The 16,400-nt window shown below is 67.9% G+C and carries 21 protein-coding genes; 7 read left to right on the top strand and 14 right to left on the bottom strand.

The window, feature by feature from the left end; all coding sequences use genetic code 11:
* Nucleotides 1-83: 83 nt before the first annotated feature.
* Nucleotides 84-935: a helix-turn-helix domain-containing protein gene (locus tag ACWD2L_RS32250; RefSeq protein WP_351333681.1), complete on the top strand. Its 852-nt coding sequence runs from the start codon at nucleotides 84-86 to the stop codon at nucleotides 933-935.
* A 17-nt stretch (nucleotides 936-952) separates the two neighbouring features.
* Nucleotides 953-1,144 carry a hypothetical protein gene (locus ACWD2L_RS32245; RefSeq protein WP_351333683.1) on the top strand — a complete coding sequence of 64 codons (192 nt, stop codon included), beginning with the start codon at nucleotides 953-955 and terminating at the stop codon, nucleotides 1,142-1,144.
* A 111-nt stretch (nucleotides 1,145-1,255) separates the two neighbouring features.
* On the opposite strand, the gene ACWD2L_RS32240 is transcribed toward ACWD2L_RS32245, so the two are convergent.
* From ACWD2L_RS32240 to ACWD2L_RS32205, 8 genes are all read right to left on the bottom strand, one after another.
* Nucleotides 1,256-1,873, bottom strand: a complete 618-nt coding sequence (locus tag ACWD2L_RS32240; RefSeq protein ID WP_451192749.1) for a hypothetical protein — start codon at nucleotides 1,871-1,873, stop codon at nucleotides 1,256-1,258.
* A gap of 200 nt (nucleotides 1,874-2,073) precedes the next feature.
* A complete protein-coding gene (locus ACWD2L_RS32235; protein WP_351333689.1) occupies nucleotides 2,074-2,775 on the bottom strand; it encodes an SMI1/KNR4 family protein in 702 nt (233 codons plus the stop codon).
* A 6-nt stretch (nucleotides 2,776-2,781) separates the two neighbouring features.
* Complete coding sequence (locus ACWD2L_RS32230; protein ID WP_451192746.1) at nucleotides 2,782-3,591, bottom strand: hypothetical protein; 810 nt, start codon at nucleotides 3,589-3,591, stop codon at nucleotides 2,782-2,784.
* Nucleotides 3,592-3,718: 127 nt separating this feature from the next.
* Complete coding sequence (locus tag ACWD2L_RS32225) at nucleotides 3,719-4,372, bottom strand: NucA/NucB deoxyribonuclease domain-containing protein (RefSeq protein ID WP_351333695.1); 654 nt, start codon at nucleotides 4,370-4,372, stop codon at nucleotides 3,719-3,721.
* A complete protein-coding gene (locus ACWD2L_RS32220; RefSeq protein ID WP_351333697.1) occupies nucleotides 4,369-5,103 on the bottom strand; it encodes a WXG100-like domain-containing protein in 735 nt (244 codons plus the stop codon). The genes ACWD2L_RS32225 and ACWD2L_RS32220 overlap by 4 nt, the downstream gene beginning before the upstream one ends.
* A 171-nt stretch (nucleotides 5,104-5,274) precedes the next feature.
* On the bottom strand, nucleotides 5,275-5,616 hold the full coding sequence (locus tag ACWD2L_RS32215) for a hypothetical protein (protein WP_351333700.1): 342 nt from the start codon (nucleotides 5,614-5,616) through the stop codon (nucleotides 5,275-5,277).
* 5 nt (nucleotides 5,617-5,621) lie between these two features.
* Nucleotides 5,622-6,872 carry an amidase domain-containing protein gene (locus ACWD2L_RS32210; protein WP_351333702.1) on the bottom strand — a complete coding sequence of 417 codons (1,251 nt, stop codon included), beginning with the start codon at nucleotides 6,870-6,872 and terminating at the stop codon, nucleotides 5,622-5,624.
* Between the two features lie 2 nt (nucleotides 6,873-6,874).
* Entirely contained in the window at nucleotides 6,875-7,216 is a 342-nt protein-coding gene (locus ACWD2L_RS32205) for a type VII secretion target (RefSeq protein WP_351333705.1), read from the bottom strand.
* Nucleotides 7,217-7,567: 351 nt separating this feature from the next.
* On the opposite strand from ACWD2L_RS32205, the gene ACWD2L_RS32200 reads away from it, so the two are divergent.
* From ACWD2L_RS32200 to ACWD2L_RS32185, 4 genes are all read left to right on the top strand, one after another.
* On the top strand, nucleotides 7,568-7,924 hold the full coding sequence (locus tag ACWD2L_RS32200; protein ID WP_351333708.1) for a hypothetical protein: 357 nt from the start codon (nucleotides 7,568-7,570) through the stop codon (nucleotides 7,922-7,924).
* 371 nt (nucleotides 7,925-8,295) lie between these two features.
* A complete protein-coding gene (locus tag ACWD2L_RS32195; protein ID WP_351333711.1) occupies nucleotides 8,296-8,619 on the top strand; it encodes a hypothetical protein in 324 nt (107 codons plus the stop codon).
* Nucleotides 8,616-9,692 carry a WXG100 family type VII secretion target gene (locus ACWD2L_RS32190; RefSeq protein WP_351333713.1) on the top strand — a complete coding sequence of 359 codons (1,077 nt, stop codon included), beginning with the start codon at nucleotides 8,616-8,618 and terminating at the stop codon, nucleotides 9,690-9,692. Before ACWD2L_RS32195 ends, ACWD2L_RS32190 begins: the two co-directional genes overlap by 4 nt.
* On the top strand, nucleotides 9,689-11,092 hold the full coding sequence (locus tag ACWD2L_RS32185) for a hypothetical protein (RefSeq protein WP_351333716.1): 1,404 nt from the start codon (nucleotides 9,689-9,691) through the stop codon (nucleotides 11,090-11,092). The genes ACWD2L_RS32190 and ACWD2L_RS32185 overlap by 4 nt, the downstream gene beginning before the upstream one ends.
* A 135-nt stretch (nucleotides 11,093-11,227) precedes the next feature.
* Here ACWD2L_RS32185 and ACWD2L_RS32180 read toward each other — a convergent pair whose 3' ends face one another.
* From ACWD2L_RS32180 to ACWD2L_RS32160, 5 genes are all read right to left on the bottom strand, one after another.
* Complete coding sequence (locus ACWD2L_RS32180) at nucleotides 11,228-11,848, bottom strand: hypothetical protein (RefSeq protein ID WP_351333719.1); 621 nt, start codon at nucleotides 11,846-11,848, stop codon at nucleotides 11,228-11,230.
* 138 nt (nucleotides 11,849-11,986) lie between these two features.
* Complete coding sequence (locus ACWD2L_RS32175; protein WP_351333721.1) at nucleotides 11,987-12,277, bottom strand: WXG100 family type VII secretion target; 291 nt, start codon at nucleotides 12,275-12,277, stop codon at nucleotides 11,987-11,989.
* Between the two features lie 107 nt (nucleotides 12,278-12,384).
* The gene (locus ACWD2L_RS32170) at nucleotides 12,385-12,711 is read right to left on the bottom strand and encodes a WXG100 family type VII secretion target (protein WP_351333724.1); all 327 of its coding nucleotides are present in this window, start codon (nucleotides 12,709-12,711) and stop codon (nucleotides 12,385-12,387) included.
* 393 nt (nucleotides 12,712-13,104) lie between these two features.
* Nucleotides 13,105-14,286: a WXG100-like domain-containing protein gene (locus tag ACWD2L_RS32165; protein ID WP_351333726.1), complete on the bottom strand. Its 1,182-nt coding sequence runs from the start codon at nucleotides 14,284-14,286 to the stop codon at nucleotides 13,105-13,107.
* Nucleotides 14,287-14,414: 128 nt separating this feature from the next.
* Entirely contained in the window at nucleotides 14,415-14,768 is a 354-nt protein-coding gene (locus ACWD2L_RS32160; RefSeq protein WP_351333728.1) for a WXG100 family type VII secretion target, read from the bottom strand.
* 289 nt (nucleotides 14,769-15,057) lie between these two features.
* Here ACWD2L_RS32160 and ACWD2L_RS32155 point away from each other — a divergent pair, with 289 nt between their 5' ends.
* Entirely contained in the window at nucleotides 15,058-15,711 is a 654-nt protein-coding gene (locus tag ACWD2L_RS32155; RefSeq protein ID WP_351333730.1) for a hypothetical protein, read from the top strand.
* 71 nt (nucleotides 15,712-15,782) lie between these two features.
* On the opposite strand, the gene ACWD2L_RS32150 is transcribed toward ACWD2L_RS32155, so the two are convergent.
* Nucleotides 15,783-16,400, bottom strand: coding sequence for a hypothetical protein (locus ACWD2L_RS32150; RefSeq protein ID WP_351333733.1), 618 nt, complete (start codon nucleotides 16,398-16,400; stop codon nucleotides 15,783-15,785).

Raw genomic sequence — 16,400 nt, 5'->3', positions numbered from 1 at the left:
GAGTACACGTACTACCCACGCACGAGAACTCCGAGCACCGTACGGACAAGGCAGACTGTTCCCGTCGTCGTACAGGAGGGCGCATGCCGCCGAGGAGCACACCGACCGCACGCCAGAAGCGTCTTGGTGTCGAGCTGCGCAAGATGCGCACCGCCGCAGGCATCACCACCGAAGCCGCGGCCGGCCTGCTCGGGGTCCCCCGCACCAACGTCCCCAATATGGAGTCGGGACGGTCCGGTATCAGCCCAGACCGGGTGCGTACCCTCGCCGGGCACTACGCCTGCGTGAACCCGCGTCTCGTCGATGCGCTGGCCGAGATGGCCGCCGAGCGGGGCAAGGGGTGGTGGGAGGACTACCGAGGCCGGCTCCCCGCGACCTTCCTGGACATCGCGGAACTGGAGTGGCATGCGCGGCGCCTGCGGGTCGCAGTCACAGTGCACCTGCCCGGCCTGATTCAGACGGAGGCCCACGCGCGAGCGGTGTTCAAGCAGGTCATCCCTCAACTACCGGCGGTCGATGTGGACACGCGCGTCGCGCACCGCATGGAGCGGTGCCGGATTCTCGACCGGTCGGATCCACCGCAACTCGACCTGGTGATCCACGAAGCAGCCCTGAGGATGGAGTTCGGTGGGGCCCAAGTGGCCCACCGCCAGTTGGCGCGAGTTCTGCAGGCTGCGGAGCACCCCCAAGTCACCGTCCGTGTAATCCCGTTCAAGGCCGGAGGCTTTCCAGGTGCCGGGCAGTCGGTCGTATACGCCGAAGGGCCGGTCCCCGAGCTGGACACCGTGGAACTCGACAGCACGCACGGGCCCGAATTCGTGGACTCGGCGTCGCAGTTGCAGAAGTACCGGGCTCAACTCGACGCGACGGAGGGCGCCGCACTACCTCCCGACCCGTCGCTCGATCTCATCCGCACCCTGGCGTCAAGCCTCTAGGAAAGGGAGACATCCACATGCCGGCGATCACTTGGGAAGACCCGTTCTGCGGGGAAGGCGCCAATTGCTTCCGCCTCGGCACCGACCCCGACGGCAACGCCTATATATCCGTGGCCGGAGCCGAGGACGCCTACGTGACCGACAGCCGCGAAGCGCTTCGTGCGCTGATCACGGACATCAAGGCGGGGAAGGCGGATCACCTTCTCTGATGTCAGCGGGGCCCTGGCCGCGACGCGAGGCACGCCATGGCTACCAGAAGATGTGGGAGGGCGAGGTATGGGCCGGATTCTCCGGAAACGCCGAGCGGATCCTTGCGGCCCTCAGCCGTCCCACTCATGCAGCACGGCCTGCGCGTAGACGACCCGCATGTCCAAACGGTCCGCCCGGACCTTGTACTTGTCGGTCATCCCGTAGAACTTCAAGGGGGCGAGGCCCAGTCGAAGGGCGCCCATGGCGCGCCACGCCGTCCGCGATGGCAGATGCCAATCGGGGCCGCCGTATCCGCCGACGAGACTCGCCACGTTGTAGAACAGCAGCAGCGGTGAGAGCAGAACGTACAGAATCCACGCGCTGACGGTTCCGCGACGGCCGACCAGGCTTGTGCCGTCCGGTAGTTGCATCTCGTACCGGCGGCGCCCGCCGTCGCCTGGGGCCGGCAGTCGCAGCACGCCCAGTTCGCCCCCGTCAGGTCCCGTCACAACGAGGTCGGCGCCCGGGTTCAGCCCGCCCGCTCGCGGGACCACAGAACACAAGGGCCCGCTCCCTGCCGGGTCCGCGAAGAGGGTGAAACTCGGGCCCATACCGTCCGGTGCACCCTTGTTCGGAAACACCCCTTGGACATGGATCGCGTTCCCGCCTCGTACCTTGATGAGGCGTTGAAAGTTGGCCACTGCCCGTTCTTGCGCAGTCGGATAGTGAACGCTGAATTCGGTACTCACGCTTCCTGGCCCAAGCGGTGGCGGGTGAAGGTGGGGCTCATGCGGTCCGTTCTCATCGAGTCATGGCCTGGCGCTGATGCGAAAGCCCTGGGCTGTTCCGGCGCCGTGAGCATGGTCGATGTCGGCTCGCCAGCAACAAGTGGCCCGAGCCCAGGCCCACGTAAGTGTGCCGCCGACCCGGCGGCCCGCCTCGCCTCACCTCACCCGAAGGGATTCGGGCTCGGCAGTCGCAGCGTCGCTCCGTCCGGCAGATCGAAGACCTGCTGCGCGATCGGCCCCCGGATCCGCATCGCGGTCGCCGCGTCCACGGCCTTGAAGTTGTCGAAGTCGTAGCCGCCGCCCGCGACGAAGAAGCGGCGGGGGATCAGGCGCTCGGCCGGGTCCAGCGCGCCGTTCGCCTTCTGGTAGGCGTGGGAGAAGCTCGCCGTGCCGTTGACGTCGGGGTCGTCGAGGAGCCACTTCGCCCAGTCGTTGAGGCTGGTTCCGAGTTCGGTCAGTTCCGCGGATTCCGGGTTGAGGGTGACCACCTTCGCGCCGTCGACGATGCCGAATTGCGTACCGAAGATGTCCTGGCCGAAGCAGAAGATGTCGTCGGCGAGATCGTCGTAAGTGTCTTTCCAGAGGTCTTCGCTGTTCCAGGAAAGGAGGTCGGGGCCGAGGCCCTCGTCGCCCGCGCGGAACACCTGGACGCCGGCGTTGAAGAGGAAGAAGCCGTTCATGCGGGAGATGACCGTGCCGAGCTCGGCGAGGGGGCCGGTTTCCCAGCCGAAGTCGAGGTCGATGGCCGGGCCCATGGGGCCGCGGGCGCGGCTCAGGAGCTGTTCCAGCGCGCCGTCGGACGTGGCGCCTTCGGGCGTTGCGCCGTCAGGCGTTGAGTCCTCGGGCGTTGCGTCGTCGGACATTCCGAATCACTTCGCTTCCGGGCCGATGGGCCGTGTCAGATAGTGCTCGCGTACGCGGTCGGTGGCGACCAGCCGGAGCGTTGGCTGAAGGACGGGATCCGTGGGGAGGGCGTCCCATTTCATGTACGGGTGCCATCCGCCGTGCGCCGCCAGCAACATGGCCTCACCACGCTCGATGTCTCCCTGGACCGCATACCATCCTGCCATCCAGGTGCACTCGGCGTACTGGCCCGGGGTGTACCCGCCCTGTGCGACGAGTTCGTGTGCGCGCGGGAAGTCGTTGGCCGTCCTGAGCGACATCCATACGACGCGCTTTTCCTCCGCGGTAAGCGTTTCGAAATCACGCTCCACGAGTGGCGAGCGATGCTTGGCGCCCGAGGGCGGAAGCGGCACACCCCACGGCTCGAACCCGGGCGTCAGTTCCGCCAAGGAGCGCTGCGCCAACTGCTGGGAAAGCCAATTCAGCCGTTCATGCAGGACGCGCCCGGCCGGAACGGCCCCCGCCACCGCGGCAAGGCGGTCGGCGACGGCCTCCTCGGAAGCCTCCGGTGTCGCCAGGAGCGCCTCGTCGAACGGCATGTCCTGGTCACACAATTCCCCACCGCTCGAAGCGTCCGTACGGATCAGCGACTCGGCCAGGTCCGCGGCTTCACCGGGACGGTCCCGCCACAGCAGGATCTGAATCGATGCCGCGGCCGCTTCCCAGACGGGGCCGCGCGCGCCGCCGGGCCGGCGAGCGATCTCGAGCAGTTGTGGCAGTGCCTCCCGGAAGTGCCCCTCGCGGGCATACGAGATCAGCTTTTCGGCAGAGTTCATGAGGTCATCCTCTCCTTTGGCCTCTGGAACGGGGGCCTTCCGGCGCATCGCGCGTCGACTCCCCCCTGGCAATTCCTGGCGCCCCTCGGCGATCCCTGGCGTCCCCGGCGATCTCTGGAGTGCACCCTCAGCGCACCGAGATCTTGACTCTCGTGCCGTCGGGTAAGCCGCGTACAGCATTTCCCATGGCCGACCCCGAACCTTGGTTGTCCTTTGCCCCGATGTACCGGACGCTCGCGCCGGTTCCTCCCTCCTTGTACATGGCCGGAGGGTATTCGTCCCGGTCGCGCGGGCTGTCGGTCGGAATCCCGCGGAGCGAGTCGGTGCGGTTGTCGTCCGCCCCGTTTCTGTCGATGGTGAGAATGTCGGGCTGGGCAGGACCCGGCCGCTGGCGGTCGCCGCGCCAGTTGGTGCCGTTCTGAGCGTCCTCGATGTGCTGCGCGGACTCGGGGTACTTGTTCCTGTCGAGGACCATCTCCGCGTCGTACTCACTCTGGCCGCCAGTGCGCTGGTTGAACTCGCCTCTCGCGGCGGCCTGTTCGCGCATTCTGCGTCGCGAGCCCCTGCCGGTCTCGCCGCCGTTCTTGGCGACCTTGTTCGCGAGGTTGAGGAGTTCGTGGGCGTGCTGCCCGTCCGCGTCCTGAATGTTCTTGACGACCTTCTTGGTGCCGTCCCCGACCTGGCTGTACATGTCGCCGACGGCCTTGGCGGCGTCCTTGCTGAGCTTCCTGCCCATTCGCTGTGCGGCGTCTTCGAGTGCCTTGGCTATCGGGTGGCTCATCCGAACGACACTCCCGCCGCCCCATTACTGAATTTGACGGCGTGTCCGGCGACAGCTTCGGAGTGCTTCTTGAAGTCATCGGCGTGCTTGAGCAGTTCGTCCGGATGGACGGAGAAGCCGGTGCCGCCGCCCGCGTCGGCGGGGCCGGCTATCGCTTCGCTCGCGGACTCGACACCCTTCAGGACCAGGCCCTTCAGCGCGCGCCCCACGATGTCCTCGAGCGGTTCGACGGCCTGGGTCGCGAGGTGGGCGACCACCTCTTCCAGGGCGCGTTCGAGGAGTTCGTTCACCACCTTCTTGGTGACCTGAATCAGTGCGGCCTCGGCTGCGGCGGCGGCCCCGAGGGTGACGATGGCAGTAGCGGCCGCTACTGCCAACTGTGCAGCTATGAATATGAGTTGGGCGATGACGGCGACTTTGGCCGCGACGATGACGGCTGCCGCGACCTCCAGGGCGACCGCTGCCATCTCACATCCCTGGATGAGCTCGCTCATGTGGCTGGTTGCCAGCCGGCTCCATGTCTCGGCGAGCCGGTCGTACGACGACCCTTCATAACAGGCCGCCATGGCTTGGATGGTCGCGGACGCCTCCTCCTGCGAGGCACCGATGTCGCCCGCGAAGGTACGGACGTGTCCTGCGAATTCGTGGACTGCGTCCTCGTTCACTTGAGGCCAGTTCAGACCCATCAGGTCCATGACCCAGACAAGCTCGTCGGGTAACTCGATCGCCATGCGCTCCCCCTGCACCTCGTGGCACAACTATCCCAACTGTGACAGTTGTTCGAAGGATAGTTGCCCGGAGGCGGGGCTTCCTCATCACCTGAGGGCGTGTCAACGCAGGACGCGGGTCACCATGAGACCCGAACAGTCCTGCCCTCCCGCCGTGTCCGGCGCGTACACCCACTAAAGGGCCGTGAGTTGGGCCAGCAGGAGGACAGGGACGAGGCACGTCGCCGCCGTGGCCACCCGTCCCGGCCCCGGCGATCCGCCTCGCCCCCGCGCCCCGCGGCGTAGCGCCAACAGGAGTGCCAACGCCGCCAATCCGCACAACGGAGCGGCCCACGCCGTGACGTACAAACGCGTGAACGGGCCCAAGTAGCGGCAGTGCTGGAAGGTGTCGCCCTCGAAGGAGAAGTGGGCCACCAGGAGGGCCGCCGAGGCCACGGCCAGGAGCGGTACGAGCAGGGCCAGGGCCAGAGGAAGGCGCCGAGCGTAGGTCGGCGGCGTCGGCATCGGCGTCGGCACACGCGTCAGTACCAGTCCGGGGACGGCCGGACGATGCGCAGGTTCTGGTCGCCCTGGTTCTTCTCCGTCGAGGGGAGGCGGCCTTCGAGGCTGACGTTCTGGTACTCGTTGTTGTGCTGCGTGTACTTGATCTCGCCGTCCGGCATCACCGCGGTGACGATCGCCGCGTGGTGGGTGTTGCCCTTGTCCGCGGTGTCGGCCGTGCCGGCCTGTTCGTAGTAAATGATGTCGCCCGGCTTCGCCTCCGCCTGCGGGATCTCCGAACCGCCGTGCTTCAGCATGAAGTTCTGCTGGTTCTCGGCCGCGGCCCAGGTGTCGGAGTAGGAGACACGCTTGTCGATCGCGTCGACTCCGGTACGGGGGCCGGCCATCCAAGTGTCGTCGTCCGCAGGGCCCCAGAAGCTGGTCTTCTCCTTCATCCCGGCGTGCGCCAGGGCGTTGGAGACGAAGTTGGCGCAGTTGTTGCCGAAGTCGGTGGGGTCGGCCTTGTTCCAGTTGGCGACGGCGTACTCGACCATCTTCACGCGGTCGAACTTGCCGTCGGTGCCGCGCAGTTGATGTTGTACGGCGGCGGGGAGGCCGTCCAGGTGCGCGAGGGCGACCGGCTGGGCCAGCATCATGTCCTTGCGCTGTTCGGGCGTGAGGCCGTGCCACCAGCGGCGGGCCGTCGCCTTGTCCGCGCCGACCGGAATGTCCGCGGCGAGCATCTTCATCTGGACGTGGGAGGCGTGTTCCTGGAGGTCGCCGAGGGCCTTGTCCGGGTCGGTGACGCCGGTCTGGGCGGCGAGCCTGGCGAACTCCTTCGCCGCCAACTCGTCGGCGGTGGTGGCCTGTTCGACGGCTTGGTTGATGAGGTCCTGGACCTCGGCCCGGTGCTGTTCCGGCTGCTCGGATTCCGCGCCGGGGTCGGTGATCGTTCCGTCGGCGGAGATCTCCAGGCCGTGGCGCGCGGCGAGGTCCAGCGCGGCGTGCAGGGTGCTCTGCGCGGTCTCGATGGTGGTCGTCATGCCGTCGGCGACCATGTTGACCGCGAGCAGGATGTCGTACGCCGACTCGAGCTGGTTCGCGAGCTTCTCGAACTCGGCGGCCGCCGTGGCGCCGACCTCGTCCGTCCAGTTGTCGGCGAGCGGCTTGGCGCCGTACTCGCGCAGGTCCTTCGCCGCGCCCAGGGCGTGCTTGGCCAGCGCGTGCCACTCGCCGGCGGCCGTCGCCCAGGTCTTCGGGTGGGCGCCCGCCACACCCTCGTACGCGACCATGGTCAGGACCTCCCCGGGGCGGAGAGGTCGGTCAGGCCGGCGCACAGGCGGGACTCGGCCTCGGCGTCCGCGCGGTCGTAACTGTCCGCGGAATCACGCAACTTCGCGCTCAGCTCGCCCATCCGCTTGGCGAGGGACACCATGTGTTCCTCCCACTTGTGCGCGCAGGCCCTGAGCTCGGCGGGGCTCTGCCAGCCGTGGCCGTGGTGGGTGGCGGGCACTTCGTCGCTGGTGTCGAGTGCGTGGCTGAGGCGCTTGGCCGTCTGGCGGGCCAGGGACTCAGTGTCGTGGGCCGTGGCGCGTACGCGGTCGGCGTTGATGTCGATGTGGGCCGTGTCTGCCATGGACGTTGGACAACTCCCCCGTTGTGAACCGCTGTCGCCGGTCGTCGGCCGGTTCGAATCCGGCGATCATCGTACGGCCCTCCGGGCGGGGGCCGTCCGCACCGAGGCCTACGGTGACCGGCACCCCGCCGAACAGTGCGAGCGCCCCACGAGCAGCCCCACCGACGTCAGCACGGTGCAGAGCGGCAGAGCGGCAGAGCGGCAGAGCCTTCGTCGCACTGCGCTGACCAGTACGTATGACGGTGGCGGTGGGGGCAGGGGCGTGGCCGTGAGGTGTCGACATGGGCGGGGAGTGTAGGGAACCTGTCGCGTCCACCGCCCGCGAGATCGGTGACGTCTAGGCTCCGGGACATGACTTACGGCTCGGAATCCGACGAACAGCTGAAGGCGCCCAGGACGCTGAAGGCACGGTTCCAGGGTCAGGGGCGGCAGCGGATCGTGGCGGACCGCCGACGCGCGGCCCGGCAGGCGCGCCGGGTCTCCGCCGGGATCTCCGCGCTGGTCGCCCTCGTCGCCATCGCCCTCACGGGCGTCCGCCTCGGCCAGGGCAGCGAGGTGGGGGTGTGGACGGTGCTCTATCTCGCGGGTGGTGTGGTGAGCGGGTGCGGAGTGCTGCTCGCGCGCTTCGGGCGGACGCGGTGGGCGGTCGGGGCGATTTGTGTGGGGGCGGGGGTTGCGACGTTGGGGGATGGGCCGATGTTCGGGTGAGGGAGTGAGGGACGGGGCAACCACCCCTTGGCCACCAAACCGCCATTACCGATAAGTCCTCAACCATTTCACCCAAACTTTGAATTAGCACCGGGATACACCACCTCCACGGCTCCGACCGTAAACCGGACAAGCCACCCAACGCTGGTTACCTCCGCACAAGAGGCGCGATCACCGCTCACGAACGAAGAGAGTCCACCCGTTCGGGTACGGATCCATTTGAGGCCTTCGAGAGCACAGCACCGCAGGCCGAAGCCCAGCAGCGTTGCCGCCTGTCGAGCACCAGCCAGGGCCGCCCTTCGTGCGTCAGGACCGAGCCATTAAGGTTAATGGGACGGCAAAGTGACCTCACGGGGGGGGGAGTTGGAAGCGTGGCCGACGCCATGTACATCGACGAGTCGGAGCTCAAGAAGCTCGGAAAGAGTTTCGAGGCATACGCGTACGACCTTGAGAGCTACGTGAAGGAGTTCAGCTCCAAGACTGGGAGCGAACAGATTCACGACGGATTCGGCGTCCTCACAGAGTCCGAAGAAGTGACCTCTGCATATATCGAGTTGGCCGAGCACATGGTGAAGTCGCTTGGAAATCTCCGACGCCATTTGGACGACATCGGTGCAGGCATGCGGGACAACGCGAACAACACGGATTCCGCGGACGACGCAATGGCCGGCCTGTTCAAGGGGAACGGCCAATGAGCGACGAGAGCGTCGCCGAAAAAGTTTACGAAGCGGGCATTGAGATCGTCAATCCCGGTGGCCGCCCCGACGTCTTGCGGGACGCTGCTCGCGGCTGGCGATCCATGAACAAGCACCTCGAGAGCATGTTCTCCGAACTCGACAAGCAGGTGGAGAACACTCTTGGCGATCATTGGCGAGGAGATTCGGCCGACGCCTTCAAGGCGCACTGGAGCGAGCTGGCGAAGGCCGTCGACGAAACCCTTCCGGTCTTCGCAGAGGCGGCCAAGGGCTTGGACGAGGCAGCGGATTCGATCGAAGAGATCAATGACGAGATCCACCAGATCTACTTGGAGATCGGTGTCTCGGTTGCCGCGGGTGTCGCACTGTCCTTCGTGACTCTGGGATTCGGCGCGGCTGCCGGCGCTGCCAACGCGGCCAGGCTCGCTGCCCAGGCCGCCCGAGCAGCCACACGTCTCGGCGCCGTCCTGAGCAAGGTGGCCAGAGCATTCCGTGCGGTGCAGACCTTCGCCCGCGCAGGAAAGTGGCAGAGGTTCCTGGTAGAGATGGGCACGCAGTACACCGGCGGGTTCGCCTCCGGCGTGGGGACCAGCATCGCCAGTGGCAAGGGGCCCGAGTGGCGGGACAACGCCATCAACGCCGGATACGGTGCGCTGGGCGGCGCCGGGGCAGGAGCTGCTATCGGTGGGCGCCTGGGCGGCGGGATCATCGAGAGCACCGTGTCTGGCGGCCTCGGTGGAGCCGGGGCGAGTGTTGTGGGCGACCTGACCAACAACGCGATCAAAGGTGACGACAACGACGCCACCCAGATCACCATCGGCGCGGTCGCCGGCGGTCTCGGCGGCGCTGCGGGAGGTGCAGCCACCCATCATGCGGTCAACGTTCCGGGAGGCCTCAACGGAACGCGTGAGCTCGGCATCGATGTTGGCATCAATGGTGCCGTGGGCCTGGGAACCGGAGAAGCCGGTAACGACGTCAAGGATGCGCAGGAAGATGCTGCGAAGGGAAACGAGAAAGGCGCCAACAGCGTGAAGGAAAAGCCTGACACTGAAAAGTTCGGAGCATTCGGATGAGCCCGATGAGTACCGGGGCTGTTCGGCTCGGGCGGTGGGTTTCTCTTTGTGGGGTCGTCTCTCTCGTCGTCATCACGGGCAGCTGGCTGTTTCTGGGAGCGGGGCCCGTCAGGACCTCGCTCACGTGGGTGGGGCTCGCCGTCCTCGTGGGATGTGTGGTGGCGGTCGCGGGGCAGGGGCGATCCGGTGGGCGGGTGTCGCGTACGGAGGCGTACGGCTTGGCGGTGGCGTCCGTACGGGGGCCGGGCGCAGGCCAGTTGGGCGTGCAGTCGGTACCGGCGACGCTTCACGGGGCGCGTTGGGTCTGGATCCGGGTCGCTGCGGTCGCGGTCGCCGTGGTGACCACGGCGGTGCTCGCCGCGTGTCTCGGTTTCGCTCAGCCCGAACGTTCCGGGGCGGCTGCGGCCATCGCGGACGCCGACTACGTGATCGAGGAGTTGCCGATCGTCTCGGTCGCGGCCGTCGATTCCGCGGGGAGCAGTTCGCGGAGTTCGACCATGGCCGACTACACCGTCAACCTGCCGTCGGCGGAAGGTGATCGGACCACGCCCGCGACATTCCGCGCGTACAACGGCAAGGGCGTACGAGGGGTGGGTGAAACCTACGAGGTCGCCTACGCGCCGGAGCAGCCGGACCTCGGCGCGGTCGGCGACACCTCGGTCGACGCCGTCGAGGGACAGCTCACCGGGCATGCCCTGTCCTCCCGCAGCATTCCATTCGTCGCGGTCGGGTGGGCGATCGCGGTCGTCCTGGCGCTGGCCGTGGGGACGGGTGTCGCGGCGCGTCCTCGTCGTGAGCATCGCGTGGGCGGCGACTGGGTCGCGCTGCGGGCGGTCGTCACGGGGCAGGCGGAGCACGTGGAGGAGACCGGCGGTGGCATCGGCACTCCGACCAACCGCGGGAAGAGCGGCAGTCGTTACGCGTGCCTGACGTTGCGGACCGATGCGGGCGAGGACGTCCCGTTGGCGATCTCGGCGAAGCTGCGGGCGGCGGCTCCCGTACTCACCGGCACCGAGGGCCGGCTCCTGTGGAACCCGCAGGGCGGCGACAAGGCCAAGGTCACCGCGGACTTCGTCGCCGACGACGGCTGGCAGCTGCCAGGGCGCGTCCCCCGCACGGTCGCGGCCCACATCGCCGCCGGGCCGCGCGGTCCGGTCTCCGTCGACGCCGGTCGCCGTAGCAAGCTCCTCGAACTCGGCGGCTTCTGGCCGCGCACGGTGCCGCTGGGCCTCGTGGTCGGTCTGCTGGTCGCGGCCGCCGCGGCGGGGGCGTTGCTCGTGCCGGTGAACGGTGGTTGGCGGGTCTGGACGGCCCTCGTGGTGGTACTCGCGCCGCTTCTCGGCCAGCTGCTGGCCAAGGAGTCGGTGGAGAGCGCTCCCGGGGTCGCTGTGGAGACCTGACCCGGCTCGAATCGAACGCGCACGACGTGCTGTGCCCAGTACCGTCCGCGCACCAGAGTAGGTGCGCGGACGGCCTCGGCGATCTTCCGGAGAGGTGTGCGGCAGTCGACTGTGGGCCGGGGCGACCGCCCTACCTCATGAGCCAACCCGGTCGGCGAAGCGTCCCGCATGCGTGGACACGGACGCGGTCAGCGCGATCCACGAACCGTCGGCGAAGGCGAGTTCGAAGCGGCTCCGTTGGAGGAGGCCCTTGGGGTTCGCGCGGATTTCGGTGACAGACGCTCGATGCGCCTCCCATTGGGGCTCGTACACCCGCTTGAGCTGCCACAGTTTCGAGCGGTCGGCGAGTGCCAGGACCCGGCGGTCGGTCACGGCGAGCATGAGCACCACGGCGGGAAGGTATGCGGCGCTGTAATGCGTCACCAGGAATTGCCCGGCCTGGCCGTCCCAGCCGCCGTGCAGGGCCTTGCCGTGGGCAGCTCGCATCAGGCTGTTGTCGATCGCCTGCTCGGCCGACTCCAGTGCGTTCTCCACGCGCCCCATGGGCTTCGGCTCGCTCGGCCGCAGGAAGTTCCGCACCGGCCCGGGAAGGCGGGACTTGATCCGACGCTCCAGGTCGGACTGCTGCGACGGTGGATGCCGCAGCCACAGCGGCCGGTCCGGCGTCCCCGGCGCCAATCCGCACTCGCAGGCCGCGATCAGCTTCTCCCCGGGATGCAGGTGCGGCTCGACCTGGCTGCGGTACTCCGGATTCATCGAGTGCGTCCCCCGTACTTTTCACGACCCCGAACGTGGCTCCGGACATGCCACCGGGGGCGGCAGATGCTTTCGCATCCGCCGCCCCCGGTCACGTATCGCTGCGCGCGCGTCACTCAGTACGCGCGCGACGACGCGTTACGACCAGACGCTGGTGTTCCGGCTCTCGGTCGCCTGGTAGTTCTGGGCGGCCGTGTCGAGCGCGCGGGCGATCGACTCGAGCGTCTGGTGCAGGGACGCGGCGCGCTTGTCCCACTCCTGCTGCTTGGCCTGGTAGCCCTCCTGGGCCGCACCTTCCCAGCTCGAAGCGATGCGCTTGACGCCGGCCTCGAGGTCGTCGAGCTGCTGGCGGACGTTGCTGGCCGTGGACTTGACGTCCTGCGACGCCTGGGAAATGGTCTGGAAATTGACCAGAACCTGACCGGACATGATGTCTCCCCCGGGGGATGTTGGACGGAAGGGTGGTGAAGGATTACGACGGTGGCGCGCTGCCCACTGCCCGCCTGCGGCGGCGCGGGATCAGCGGCCGGGGAGGCTCATCCGAAGGGAGAGGCCTCGGCGCCCGACGAGACGTGCGAGATCGAAGCGGCCTGCTCGTCCTCGGACGTCTGGTAGTTCGAGGCCGTCGAGTCGATCGCTTCCTTGATCTCATTGAGCACGCGGTTGAGGGCGGTGGCGTCCTCGTTCACCTGGCTCTGCAGGTTGTTGTACGCAGTGGCCGCCTGGCCCTTCCAGCCGGACGTGATCGAGTCGACCACCGTCTGCAGTCGCTGGATCTCACCCTGGATGGACTCGTTCACCTGGGAGATACGGCCGCTGAACGCGACCATCTCCTCGTGCGTCACATTAAATTGACCGGCCATGGCCACTAGCCCCCATGAGAATTCGACATCGGTCCCCGCGCCGCTCGGCCCCCGGAGGGGACTGGGGTGCGGGTGGCACTTATCGACAGTGCCGCGACTGTACTTTAGCCACAACTGACACGGTCACCCAAGGCGGTTCCCAGGTGACCGGCCGTGCCGTGACAGGATCCACACAATGTCACGGGCCGACATGGGGCCACGGTGTGCACACAGGTCCCATACGTCCGTTACATCGGTTTCGTCAGTTACATCGAGTGTGTCGGTGACGTGAGCGGAGTCGGTTGCGTCGGTGACGCGAGCGAAGCCAGTTACGTCGGTGACGCGAGCGAAGCCAGTTACGTCGGTGACGCGAGCGAAGCCAGTTACGTCGGTGACGTGAGCGACAGCGTTGCGTCAGCCGAAGACGGATCTGGCGCGAGCGTCTTCCGAGTGTTGTCCGGGCCGGCCGGATCCACCGCTCTCCTCATTGCTCGGCCCAGTACTCGACCCGGCGCCCGGTTCCTCCGCCGCCGGCTGGTCCCCTCTGAGGCGTCCGACCCCGCTCTGAGCCGCGTCGCCGAGCGCCCCGGTCGCGCCCTCGACCGCGCCGTCCACCGCACCCTGTGCGCTCTCGCCCGGCGACGGGATCATTGAACTCGGGTCCAACGCCTCCGTAGCGGCGTCGCCCGCACCCGGCAGGCTCTCCGCGGTGCTGTCCACGATGCTCTGGGCCGCGGCCCCGGCCCCCTGACCCACGCCCTCGCCCGTCGCGTGCACACCCTCACCGATGCCCTCACCGACCGCGCCGAGCCCCTCGCTCGCGGCTCCGCCCACGAGCTTGCCCGCCGGGCCCATCCGCCCCGTGGCATCGTCGATGGCACCCGCGGCCCCGTTGACGGTCTCCGACGCGAACGTGCCCGCGCCGACCACGGCCGCCTCACCCCACTTCATGCCGTCCTGCGCGCCGAAGTGGTTCTGCACGCCCTGCTGGAGGAGGTTCTGCCCGGCCGCCTTGCCCGCCTCGACGGCCGCTTCCTTCACCACGTCGAGGACGATCTCCTTGACCGACTGCACCGCCTGCTGCTCGACGGCCTGAGTAACCTCCTGGATGAGCTTCTGCTTCAGCTCATCGAGGATGCGGCGCACGAAGAGCCGGGTCGCCTGGGTCGCCCCCGCCGCGCCGACCTCCGACAGACCGAACGTCACCGGTGCCGCGGCCTGCGCCGCCGCGATCTCGAAGGCCAGCGCGATGAGCTGCACGATGACCGCGATCTTGCTGGCGAGAACGATGACGGCGACCGCGTCGAGCGCGAAGGCGAGGATCTCGGCGGCCGTCGCGGCGTCCTCGAGGTAACCGCCCCCTCCGCTCGAGAACTTCTTCCACGCCTCCTCGAAACCCGCGGCCGCGTCACCGGAGTTGGCGCCGAGGACGGTGCTCGCGGCCGTGGTGCCGTCGCTCTGGGTGTCCCGGACCGCTGTGGCGAACTGTCGCCAGGCCTCGGCCGCTTCGTGGATCTTGTCCTCGTCGGCGTCGGGCCAGCTGTAGCCGAGCAGGTCGAGGACCCATGCGACCTCGTCGGGCAGGGTCAATGCCATGCCGTGTCACTCCCCCGTGGTGCGTGTGATGGTGGTGCGTGTGTTGGTGGCTCGTGGGTGCGGCGCACACGTACGTACGTGTGCGCATGCGTGCGTGTGTGCGTGCGGCGCGTGAGTGTGCTCAGCGGTCAGAACTGCATGCCAAGGCCCGGGCGGCTCGACTGCTGCCCGATCATGATCTGGGCCTGGTCGCCCTCGGTCACCTCGTACTGAGTGCCCATGACCTTCAAGTTGCCGCCGATCTTGTCGAGCTCGTCGGCGAGGTGCTCCATCGACGTCGACATGCCTTCGCGCACCGGCTCGTAGATGTCGTTGAAGGTCCCGATGATGTCCGCGCCCCAGTCGCTCTCGGCGCTTCCGAGGGCGGACTTCAGCTCCTTCGTGGCGGCCATGAAGGACTTGCCCAACTCGCCGAAGGAGGCGCCCTGTTCCTTGAGCACCGCCGGGTCCACGTCAAAGCCGCCTGAGCCGAAACCTGCCATGTGCTCCCCCGTGAATGTGCATGTGCGTGTGCATGCCCGTCATGCAAGTAGGGCTGGGTGGCGCGTAGTTGAGGCGCGCATCGGCCCGAGCCCACGGACGTAGAAGTCCGACAACACGACCTTAGTGATCCCGACGCACAGGACTCGCCTCAAAGCGCCGGTCTTCACCGGCTCCGCGCACGATTGCCATGTACCTGCGGTAGCGTTCCGCGACTGTCCACAACCGCATCCGTAGGCGCGGGGAGAGCCCTACCGCGATCCCTTCGGCACAGGGGGAATCACCCGAAAGATGTCCCACTACCAGCAACAGCAGCCGCCACCTCACCCGGCGCCCGGTGGCTACCCGCCCCCGAAGCACCAGGTCCCCTTCATGGCGCGCCTGATCGGCGTCGGAGTCATGCTCGTCACGCTCATCGGCGGCGGCATCCTCGGCTGGCAGGCGACGTACGCCGCCGGGCTGCGCGGGACACACGGCGAGTTCACGGTCTCCCAGTGCTCGGCGCACACCGTCAGCTACCGCTCGCACGGCAAGCACCGCACCCGCGAAGAGGTGGAGTGCCACGGGACGTTCACCGCGGACGGCGGCAAGGGCGACGACCCCAACGCCTACCTCGAACCGTCGTCCTCGCACTCCGCGGGATCGAAGATCTCGGTGACGCAGACGGACTCCGCGTCGACGCTGGAGAGCCGCCAGTTCTCGTACGTCGAGGCCAACGCCTGGAACGCCGGGCTGATGTGCGCCTTCGCCTTCGGGATGCTGATCGGCACCGCCCTGGGCGCCTTCATGACGGTGACCGGCTACACCGGTACGCGCAGCAGGGTTTCGTACGGCACCGCGTGGCGCTCCACGGCGGGCGGGGCGACGCGACCGATCATCTTCGGCCTGGCCGCGTTCGGGGCGCTGGGCGTGGTGGTGTCGTTGCTGCTGGGGCTGGCGCTGTAGGGGTCGTTGCAGTGGTGGTGGCGGTCGTTACAGCTGTCCCTGTTGTCGTCAGCGACAGACCAGCGTTGTCGTCAGCTATAGACCAGCGACACGACCGCGCCTCCGGCCGCGATGAGCACGCCCAGACCGGCCAGGCCGCAGAGGGTCGGACGCACGGGGCCCCAGCTCCCGATACCTCGCCACGCCTGGCCAATACTGATGCGGCCGTACGACGGGACCGGACGTCGATTCGTAGAGCTGGGCCGCGGCGAGTAGCCGGTGAGGACACAGAACAGACCAACGGCCACCGTGAACGCCCCGGCCCCCATCAAGAAGAGGGCGCGGGAGAGTTCGCTCGGGATCAGCTCGTCGCCCGCGTAGTCGGAGTACCCGTCCGGGACCTTGAAAGCGGCCACCTCGCCCGGGTCGCCGTGCCAGAGCATCTCGGCCGAGACCCCGGTCACCGTCTGCCCGTTGACGTCGTCCTCGAACGTTCCCTCGCACTCGTGGTGGTCACCGGCGAAGGCGCACGACTCGATGCGGAACGTGCCGGGGTGCGCCGTGACGGTCGCATGCCCATTGAGGGCACCGGCCCCGGCCAGCCCGAAGAAGAGGCCCAACAGGACGACGAACGTTCCGAACAGCCAACCGCCCAGGTGCTGTAGGACATAGACACTGCCGGTCTGCCGCTCCTCCTGCCCGATGACCAT

The organism is Streptomyces sp. NPDC002754 (assembly GCF_053592315.1).
Note: the sequence above shows the minus strand (reverse complement) of the source record. Positions and strands in the feature narration are given on the sequence as shown.